Consider the following 7,364-nt stretch of genomic DNA (forward strand, 5'->3'; position numbering starts at 1 on the left):
AAGACACCTTGGACGATCAACGGCGCGCCTGGTCGGGCGTCGGACGCCCCGCTCCTCAAGGTCAAGCGCGGCACCCCGGTCGTGCTGGCACTCAAGAACGAGACCGGGCTCACCCAGCCAGTGCACCTGCATGGACATTCGTTCCGCCTGCTCCACGCCCTCGACGATGGCTGGGAGCCCTATTGGCTCGATACGGTGCAGGCGCCGGAAAACAAGACGACGCGGATCGCCTTCCTTGCCGACAATCCCGGCAAATGGCTGCTGGCCTCGACCGTCATGGAGCGGTTCGATGCGGGATTGTGGACCTGGATCGAGGTTACGTAAGGAGCGTGCGCAGAACGCCGGGCACAAGTTCCGCCAAATCCTCGGCGATCAGGCCGGGACCGAAGCTTGCCCCCGCCTCCGCATGGATCCAGACGCCGGCGGCAGCCGCCTCGAAAGCAGGTACGCCCTGCGCCATCAGCCCCGCAATGATCCCGCAGAGGGCATCGCCCGATCCTGCTGTTGCCAGATAAGGCGTGCCGTTCTCGTTGATCGCAATGCGCCCGTCCGGTGACGCGATCACCGTATCCGGCCCTTTGAGCACCATCACGCCACCCGTGTAGAAGGCGGCACGTCGCGCGCGCTCGATTTTCGATTCAGGATCAAGGATATCCGGGTGCCCTTTGAACAAACGGGTGAACTCCCCGTCATGGGGCGTCAGCACGGTTGGGGCATGGCGGAAGGCTTGGYGAAGCTCGGTTCCGAGACCCTCGAAGGAGGTCAGAGCATCCGCATCGAGCACAAGGCTGCGGTGGGCCTGCGCCGCCACCGCCACCATGGCGCGGGTGCCCGAATGGACGCCGAGGGCGGGCCCGAGCACCAGCGCATTGAACCGGGCATCCTGCAGAATCGCATGAAGCCCTTCCGGGCCATCGCAACCGCGAAGCATTATGGCGGTGAGATGAGCGGCATTCACGCCCAGGGCCTCGGGCGGCGAGGCCACCGTGACGAGCCCTGCCCCGATCCTCAGGGCCGCCCGCGCGGCAAGGCGCGCGGCGCCTGTGCGCGTCGCCCCACCCGAGATCACGAGGGCATGGCCGCGATCGTATTTATGAGAGGAAAGCTCCGGCCTCGGCAGATTCTCAAGCCATAAGGCCGGATTATTGGCGAAAAGCGTCCCGCCCTCGGCTTCAAGGGTTTGCCGTGCAATGCCGGTATCCGCCACCTCGACTAACCCGCAGAAGGCGCGGCCCGGCATCAGGAGATGGCAGGGTTTGCGGGCAGCAAACGTCACCGTCCGCATGGCCCTGACGGCGATGCCCCGGACGGCACCGCTATCACCGTCGATGCCAGAAGGAAGGTCCACGGCAAGAATCGGCAGTCCCGACGCATTCATATGCTCGACCGCATGCCGTGCCGCGCCCTCAAGATCCCGAGTGAGGCCCGTGCCGAACAGGGCATCGATGATGAGGTCGGCATCCGCGAAGGCCAACTCCTCGACCGGCTCGACCTTCCCTTTCCAATCCTGCGCCGCGAGGGCGGCATCGCCAGACAACCGGTCCAGCGATCCGAGAAGTCCGAGGGAAACCTGATAGCCGTGCTCAGCCAGAAGGCTCGCTGCGATGAAACCGTCGCCGCCGTTTTGGCCCGGACCGGCCGCCACGATCACCTTCGCCGGCTTTGTGATCATTCCTTTGGCAGTCTCAGCCACAGCGAGCCCGGCGCGGCGCATGAGCTCGATACCAGAAATCTCCGCTGCGATGGTCGCAGCGTCGGCCTTTTTCATTTCCTGGGGTCGAAGAACCAGTTCAGCACCCATCGCGGCCTCCAAAAACGCTGTTTTCGGGCCATTTGATGCCGAAAAACGCACTTGCACAAACTTTGAGCATGATGTGCTCTATAGAGCAGCAAAAGCGCCTCATTTGGAAAGATGAATCCATGGAAGGGGCCTCGCGCTGGTGCTAAAAGCGGCAATCTCGAACTGAAACGGTCATCCGATGAAGAAAATCGAAGCCATCATCAAGCCTTTCAAGCTGGATGAAGTCAAAGAAGCTCTCCAGGAGGTCGGTCTCCAAGGAATTACCGTGATCGAAGCGAAGGGCTTCGGGCGCCAGAAGGGCCATACCGAACTCTATCGCGGGGCGGAGTATGTCGTCGACTTCCTGCCCAAGGTGAAGCTCGAGATCGTTTTGAACGACGATATGGCGGAAAGCGCCATCGAAGCCATTCGCAAGGCCGCCCAGACGGGCCGCATTGGAGACGGCAAGATCTTCGTGTCGACGGTCGAAGAGGCCGTTCGCATCAGAACAGGCGAGACCGGATCCGACGCGATCTGACCACGCTTCCACAAGCCAAGGCCTAGCCTTCGGAAAAACTCTCAAGGGCAGAAGAGGACTGAATAATCATGCAGACCGTCAAGGATGTGCTTAAGGCGATCAAAGACAACGACATCAAGTACGTCGATTTCCGTTTCACGGATCCGCGCGGAAAGTGGCAGCATGTGACGTTCGACGTCTCGATGGTCGATGAAGACATGTTCGCCGACGGCATCATGTTCGACGGTTCGTCCATCGCCGGCTGGAAGGCGATCAACGAGTCCGACATGACCCTCATGCCCGACCCGACGACGGCTCAGCTCGACCCGTTCTTCTCGGCCTCCACGCTGACAATCAACTGCGACATTCTCGAGCCGGCGACGGGCGAGCCCTACAACCGCGATCCGCGCGGCATCGCCAAAAAGGCTGAGGCCTACCTGAAGTCCACGGGTATCGCCGACACGGTGTACGTCGGTCCCGAGGCCGAGTTCTTCGTGTTCGACGACGTGAAGTTCATGGCCGATCCCTACAACACCGGCTTCAAGCTCGACTCCTCCGAGCTGCCGACCAACGGCGACACCGCTTATGAAGGCGGCAACCTCGGCCACCGCATCCCGACCAAGGGCGGCTACTTCCCGGTTCCCCCGCTGGATTCGGCTCAGGACATGCGCAGCGAAATGCTCGCCGCCATGAAGGCGATGGGCGTGACCGTCGAGAAGCATCACCACGAGGTCGCTTCCGCCCAGCATGAGCTCGGCACGAAGTTCAACACCCTCGTGAAGACCGCCGACGAGATGCAGATCTACAAGTACTGCATCCACAACGTCGCCCAGTCCTACGGTAAGACGGCGACCTTCATGCCGAAGCCGGTCTATGGCGACAACGGCTCGGGCATGCACGTTCACCAGTCCCTCTGGAAGGACGGCAAGCCTCTTTTCGCCGGCAACAAGTATGCCGACCTGTCTCAGGAATGCCTGTGGTACATCGGCGGCATCATCAAGCACGCCAAGGCCCTGAACGCCTTCACCAATCCGTCGACGAACTCCTACAAGCGTCTCGTCCCGGGCTACGAGGCTCCGGTGCTGCTGGCTTACTCGGCCCGCAACCGCTCGGCCTCCTGCCGTATTCCGTGGACGACCTCGCCGAAGGCCAAGCGCGTCGAGATCCGCTTCCCCGATCCGACCGCCAACCCTTATCTCGCTTTCACGGCGATCATGATGGCGGGCCTCGACGGCATCTTGAACAAGATCGATCCCGGTCAGGCGATGGACAAGGACCTCTACGATCTGCCTCCGCGCGAGCTGAAGAAGATCCCGACGGTTTGCGGCTCGCTCCGCGAAGCTCTGGCGAGCGTCGACAAGGATCGCGCGTTCCTCAAGGCCGGTGGCGTCTTCAGCGACGATTTCATCGACAGCTACATCGAGCTGAAGATGACCGAGGTCGCTCGCTTCGAGATGACCCCGCACCCGGTCGAGTTCCAGATGTACTATTCCTGCTAATCGACACCTATCCTCCCGGCTGCGCGAGACGCAGCCAACCTACGCCGGGGCCGAAACGCCCCGGCTTTTTTGTGTCCATCAGGATGTGGCCTGAAAAGAATCAGGAGCGCGCCACGCAACAACTTTCGCGAGATGCTTTCAGCTCCGACTGGCTTGCAGGAGCGGCGTATCGCTTGCGACCGTGAACATTGCCCAAGCCTTGGCCAGCGAAGCGGAATTCAATCGATCTTTCGATGATGTTCGGTAGCCTGACCTAATCTTCTTAGATTGATCGGTACAGGCCCGGTTCACTCGCTGGACCTGCGGCAGATGATGGCCATCAGCAGGAGCCCTCATAAAGAAAGCCGCCTGATGAGATCAGGCGGCCCTCAAGTAACTTTCTAAGAAAGAAGCTTTCTTAGTTGCCGAACTTGTAGTTCAGGCCGGCACGCACGACGCCGAACTCGGTGTCGTTATCGTCATTGTTGTTGAGCCCACCAACACCATAGACGCGGTAGCCGTTGTCATTATTGAGATTGACATACAGGCCTTCGACCTTACCGGTCAGGTTATTGGTGAAGGCATATTCAAGGCCKCCGCCGACAGTCCAGCCGCCGGTATCGTCCGCATAAGCAAAGCCACCCGTGGCGTAAACGAGAGCGCGGTCGAAGGCTACACCAGCGCGAGCGCGGACAGTGCCGAACCAATCGTCCGAGTCACTGACTTGGGAATTGCTCAGGTCGGCATATTGCAGGTCCGTCTCAACGCCGAACACGAACGAGCCGATCTGGTAGTTGTAGCCGATCTGAGCGCCGCCGACGAAGCCACCTTCATCTCCGCCACGTTCGACATAGCCGAAAGTCGGATCATAATAGCCGTTGTTACCGGAAACCCAACCGTAGCCGGCGTTCACACCGGCATAGAAGCCTGTCCAGGTAAAGATCGGGATGGCACCCATAACCGGAGCCGGCGGCTCCGTACGAAGGGGCAGATCAGCGGCAAGAGCACCGGCAACCATGCCCAGGAAGGTAATAGTAGAGAGAAGAGCTTTTTTCAATGGAAAGACCCCTTAGCAAATTATGCTATAACATAGCTATTATCAAGCCCGGTGTCCATTGCAATCCTGCAAAGCTTCAAACGATATCAACACGGACGTTTGAGGCAGGAGCAAAAATTTCCATCAATAGCTTACTGCCACGTTGTCAATTCGGCAAACGGACAGCGTTCTTATTGGAACAAGGCGGTGCTTTCCGGGCCCCAAAGCGCAGCCAAGCTGGGCTTATACCCGTAACGCGCGACTTATGAGGCTCCTTTTCCAAAAACGAAAAAGGCCCGGGTTTCCCCGGGCCTTTCGTCTATCGCCGAAGCGATGGATCTTAGTAGGTCGAGAACTTGTAGTTCAGACCAGCGCGGACCACGCCGAACTCCTGCTCTTCCGTCGAGAAGGTCAGGCCGTTGAAGGTGAAGTCCTGGTCCTCGAGGTTCACGTACAGACCTTCGACCTTGGCGGTCAGGTTGTTCGTGAAGGCGTACTCGAGACCGCCGCCGAGGGTCCAGCCAGCGCGGTCGTCAGCGAAGGCGAAGCCGCCTGTTGCGTAAACGAGAGCGCGATCGAAGGCCACACCGGCGCGAGCGCGGACGGTGCCGAACCAATCGTCGGAGCCATCTTCGAAGATGCCAGCCGTGCCGAAGTCGTAGCGGTTGTCGCCGAAGTCAGCGTACTGGATGTCGCCTTCGAGACCGACAACGAACGAACCGATCTGGTAGTTGTAGCCGATCTGGGCACCGCCGACGAAGCCGCCGTCGTCATTGCCGTTCGTGCTGATGACCGTGCCATCGGGGAACGTGACGTTCGTGCCGTCGTTCCAGCCGTAGCCGGCGTTCACACCGACGTAGAAGCCGGTCCATGTGAAGACGGGAACAGCAGCAACGATCGGAGCCGGAGCGCGGCGGGAAGGAAGGTCGGCAGCCATGGCGCCAGCGGTGAGGCTGAGGAGAGCGACCGAGGAGAGGAGAAGCTTGTTCATTTTTTAAGTCCGTTCTTAGTGAAGGCTATGGCTGCGCTTGTATCGCAGCGCAGCAGAGTCGTCTGTCACTTTCGTGCAACAGTGAACAGCGGTCRTAGCGTAACCCTGTACGAGACCGAATTCTTAGAGCCCTCAAACTGGCTTGGCAACTCCATAACAAACAGGCTTTACCGAGACGTTAACCATCTAAGTCTCTGATATAAATCGATGATTATCGATATCCACAAGCCGCTCCTTCCTCTCGAAATGGCTAATGTGCGCAGTAACACATTGTTGACCATACCCTGCGGAAGGCATTGCCTCGCTGTTTGACTAGCCTTCCTCCAGCCAGAGCCGCAGGGCCTGGGTCACCTTTTCCGGCTGCTCCAGGGTCGATGTATGCCCAGCTTCGGGAATCACCGTCAGGGAAGACCATTCGACGAGATCGGCCATTTCGCGGGCGACCTCAGGCGGGGTGATCGCGTCGCCCTCCCCGACCAGAATCAGGGTCGGGATCTCGATACCGGGCAGAAGCGGCCTGGAATCGGACCGTCCCATAATGGCGCGCTGCTGCCGAACGAAAGCCTCCGGCCCAGTTTCTCGCATCATGCCGAAGATGATTTCCTGGAGAGCCTTGTCCGATTGGCGATCCGGATGCACCAGCTTCGGCCAGAGGGTTGTGAAGATATCCTCGAAGCGGCCACTCTCGGCCAGGGCGATCTGGCGCTCGCGATTCTGGTGGGTCTCCGGCGTGTCGGGTCTAGCCGTTGTGTCCAGCAGCGCAAGGCGCGAGATCCGCTCGGGGGCTTGGCGCATCACTTCCATGGCCACGTAGCCGCCCATGGAGAGGCCGGCGAGAGCGAAGCGCTCGGGCGCGTCCTTCAGCAGACGGGCGGCGACGGATGCCATCGAATCGTCCTGCCGGTGGTCAGCGACGACGATTTTCCTGTCCGTCGAGAGAGCCGAAATCTGCGGCTCGAACAGGCGCGCCGTGCAGGCCAGACCCGGAATCAGAATAAGAGTTTCGCCCATACGCTAGCTTTCCTTAGAAGTTTCCTTGTATTGACAAGCCCATAGCTTACCCTATGGTCCCGCCACACCTTAACTTGAGCACCCGCCTCAGGTGAAACCAGTCTCGCGCCCGTTTGTTGCCGTAGAGCGCCGCCGGCATCTGAAAGCGCACCAGCTCAACGGTTTAGATATTCATGTCGTTCGCCGAACTCGGACTTAGCGATAAAGTTCAACAGGCTGTTTCCAGCGCCGGCTATACTGAGCCGACCCCGATTCAGGCCCAAGCCATTCCCCATGTGCTCGCCCGCAAGGACGTGCTGGGCATTGCGCAGACGGGCACGGGCAAGACAGCGGCCTTTACGCTTCCGATGCTGACCTTGCTCGAGACGGGACGCGCCCGGGCCCGCATGCCGCGCACCCTTATTCTGGAGCCGACGCGAGAGCTGGCGGCCCAGGTCGAGGACAATTTCGACAAGTACGGCATCAATCACCGCCTTTCCGTCGCCCTGCTCATCGGCGGCGTTTCCTTCGGCGACCAAGATGCCAAGATCACGCGCGGCGTAGACGTGCTC

At 60.1% G+C, this 7,364-nt stretch carries 8 protein-coding genes; 4 read left to right on the forward strand and 4 right to left on the reverse strand.

Annotated features, from left to right (window positions below):
• On the forward strand, window positions 1–324 hold a 324-nt coding region (locus ACXJKO_RS28035), incomplete at its 5' end, for a multicopper oxidase domain-containing protein (protein ID WP_457094320.1).
• On the opposite strand, the gene ACXJKO_RS28040 is transcribed toward ACXJKO_RS28035, so the two are convergent.
• Window positions 317–1,801 carry an NAD(P)H-hydrate dehydratase gene (locus ACXJKO_RS28040; RefSeq protein WP_457094321.1) on the reverse strand — a complete coding sequence of 495 codons (1,485 nt, stop codon included), beginning with the start codon at window positions 1,799–1,801 and terminating at the stop codon, window positions 317–319. The two genes, ACXJKO_RS28035 and ACXJKO_RS28040, sit on opposite strands and share 8 nt — an antisense overlap.
• Window positions 1,802–1,979: 178 nt before the next feature.
• On the opposite strand from ACXJKO_RS28040, the gene ACXJKO_RS28045 reads away from it, so the two are divergent.
• Together ACXJKO_RS28045 and glnA are read left to right on the forward strand one after the other, a co-directional pair.
• Window positions 1,980–2,318, forward strand: coding sequence for a P-II family nitrogen regulator (locus ACXJKO_RS28045; RefSeq protein ID WP_009490961.1), 339 nt, complete (start codon window positions 1,980–1,982; stop codon window positions 2,316–2,318).
• Between the two features lie 68 nt (window positions 2,319–2,386).
• On the forward strand, window positions 2,387–3,796 hold the full coding sequence (glnA, locus tag ACXJKO_RS28050) for a type I glutamate--ammonia ligase (RefSeq protein ID WP_457094322.1): 1,410 nt from the start codon (window positions 2,387–2,389) through the stop codon (window positions 3,794–3,796).
• A gap of 397 nt (window positions 3,797–4,193) precedes the next feature.
• On the opposite strand, the gene ACXJKO_RS28055 is transcribed toward glnA, so the two are convergent.
• From ACXJKO_RS28055 to ACXJKO_RS28065, 3 genes are all read right to left on the reverse strand, one after another.
• Window positions 4,194–4,832, reverse strand: a complete 639-nt coding sequence (locus ACXJKO_RS28055; RefSeq protein ID WP_457094323.1) for an outer membrane protein — start codon at window positions 4,830–4,832, stop codon at window positions 4,194–4,196.
• Window positions 4,833–5,151: 319 nt separating this feature from the next.
• A complete protein-coding gene (locus tag ACXJKO_RS28060) occupies window positions 5,152–5,802 on the reverse strand; it encodes an outer membrane protein (protein WP_457094324.1) in 651 nt (216 codons plus the stop codon).
• A gap of 312 nt (window positions 5,803–6,114) precedes the next feature.
• A complete protein-coding gene (locus tag ACXJKO_RS28065; protein ID WP_457094325.1) occupies window positions 6,115–6,813 on the reverse strand; it encodes an alpha/beta fold hydrolase in 699 nt (232 codons plus the stop codon).
• 173 nt (window positions 6,814–6,986) lie between these two features.
• On the opposite strand from ACXJKO_RS28065, the gene ACXJKO_RS28070 reads away from it, so the two are divergent.
• Window positions 6,987–7,364, forward strand: a 378-nt coding sequence (locus tag ACXJKO_RS28070; RefSeq protein ID WP_457094326.1) for a DEAD/DEAH box helicase, incomplete at its 3' end; no start/stop codon positions are given.

This window comes from Microvirga sp. P5_D2 (assembly GCF_054049475.1).

Excerpts from the sequence above, each read along its gene's own strand:
- ACXJKO_RS28065 (WP_457094325.1), bottom strand. The coding sequence starts at position 6,813 with ATGGGCGAAACTCTTATTCTGATTCCGGGTCTGGCCTGCACGGCGCGC.
- glnA (WP_457094322.1), top strand. The coding sequence starts at position 2,387 with ATGCAGACCGTCAAGGATGTGCTTAAGGCGATCAAAGACAACGACATC.
- ACXJKO_RS28045 (WP_009490961.1), top strand. The coding sequence starts at position 1,980 with ATGAAGAAAATCGAAGCCATCATCAAGCCTTTCAAGCTGGATGAAGTC.
- ACXJKO_RS28060 (WP_457094324.1), bottom strand. The coding sequence starts at position 5,802 with ATGAACAAGCTTCTCCTCTCCTCGGTCGCTCTCCTCAGCCTCACCGCT.